Genomic DNA, 1,549 nt, shown 5'->3' on the forward strand with positions numbered 1-1,549 from the left:
CTTTCAACCGGTCAGCCAGCTGATAATGCATGATCTTGCCGCTGGGGGTTTTCGGCAGCTCATCGACAAAATGAATCTTGCGCGGACATTTGTAAGCCGCGAGCCTTTCGCGCACGAAAGCAATCAGCGCCGCCTCCGTCACGGCCTGGCCCGCCCGCAGGGAGACAAAGGCATGGACGGTTTCGCCGCGATACTCGTCCGGCGCACCGACAATGGCGGCTTCGCGCACGGCTTCGTGGCGGTAGAGCACATCCTCGACCTCACGCGGCCAGACCTTGAAGCCCGACGCGCTGATCATGTTTTTCTTGCGGTCGACCAGATAGAACCAGCCAGCTTCGTCCATCAGGCCAATGTCGCCGGTATGCATCCACCCGTCGGCGAGCGTCTCGGCCGTCTCTTCCGGTTTGCGCCAGTAGCCGGTCATGACCTGCGGGCCGCGCACAAGGAGTTCCCCAGGCTCTCTGAGCCCGCATGGCTTGCCATCCTTGTCGACAATGCGCGCATCCACCCCACAGACCGGCACGCCAATCGCAAGCGCACCGGTTTCGGGATCGACCGGAATATCGGCCTCGAAGGGGGCAAGGTGGGTCTGTGCGGTCGTCTCGGTCATGCCGAAACTTGTATGCAGGCGATGGCCCAGCTCCTCCTCGAAGCGAGTTGCCAGACTCGGCGAGATCGGGGCCCCACCGGAATAGATGCTGTGAAAGCTGTCAAAGTCTGCAGGCGACACGCCCGGCTCGTTCATCAGCGCGATGAACGCCGTCGAGGCGCCAACTGTGAAGGTCGGCTTCCACTCGCGGATCGCATCCATCACCACATCCGGGCGAAACCGGTGTGTGAGGATGAGGGACGCCCCGGCCGAGAGAGCAAGGCACAGGTTCAGCGAAAAGCCTGTGATGTGGAAGAGCGGCGCAATCGACAGGAGACGGGCGTCACCATCCACCGCGAACCAGCGCTGGGCAACGGCCGCATTATAGGACAGGTTCGAAGCGGTGAGCATCGCGCCCTTGGGCACGCCGGTCGTCCCGGACGTGTAGAGTAGCAGCGCCGGATCGCTGGTGATGCGCTCGCAAAGTGACCCCTCATGGGCCTGCGTGCCGAGAATCGCCATGAAAGCGTCTGTTTCGTCCGGCTCATCTGCCGGGATGGAGCGGGGGTCACCGCGCGACTGCATCGCACCGGCTGTCGTGGTCAGGATGGTCCGCTCTCCCGCGACAGCCTCGAAGGCGGGCCGCTGCGAAGGATGGCACAGGATGACGCTCGGCTCACAATCGGCCATCAGCTTGCCCAACTCATCCTGGCGGTACATCGGGTTGCCAAGCACAGGGATGAGACCCGCCTTCCACGCGCCAAGCGCGGCGATAGCAAATTGCGGGACATTCTGGAGCAGGATGAAGATGCGGTCCCCCTGCACGGCGCCGGATCGGATGAGCCAAGCGGCGAAATGTGAGCTCATCTCGTCCAGCTCACCATAACTGATCAGCCGGTCGAAATAACGGATGGCGATCGCCTCACCCCCGACTTCGCAATGGGCAAGGAAAGCCTGCAG

Annotated in this window: 1 protein-coding gene; it reads right to left on the bottom strand. The window is 62.8% G+C overall.

Going from position 1 to position 1,549, the window contains the following annotated elements:
* On the bottom strand, positions 1-1,549 hold a 1,549-nt coding region (locus B8784_RS07870; protein ID WP_084397168.1), incomplete at both ends, for a class I adenylate-forming enzyme family protein.

It is taken from the genome of Henriciella aquimarina (assembly GCF_002088975.1).
GTDB classification, from domain to species: Bacteria; Pseudomonadota; Alphaproteobacteria; order Caulobacterales; family Hyphomonadaceae; genus Henriciella; species Henriciella aquimarina.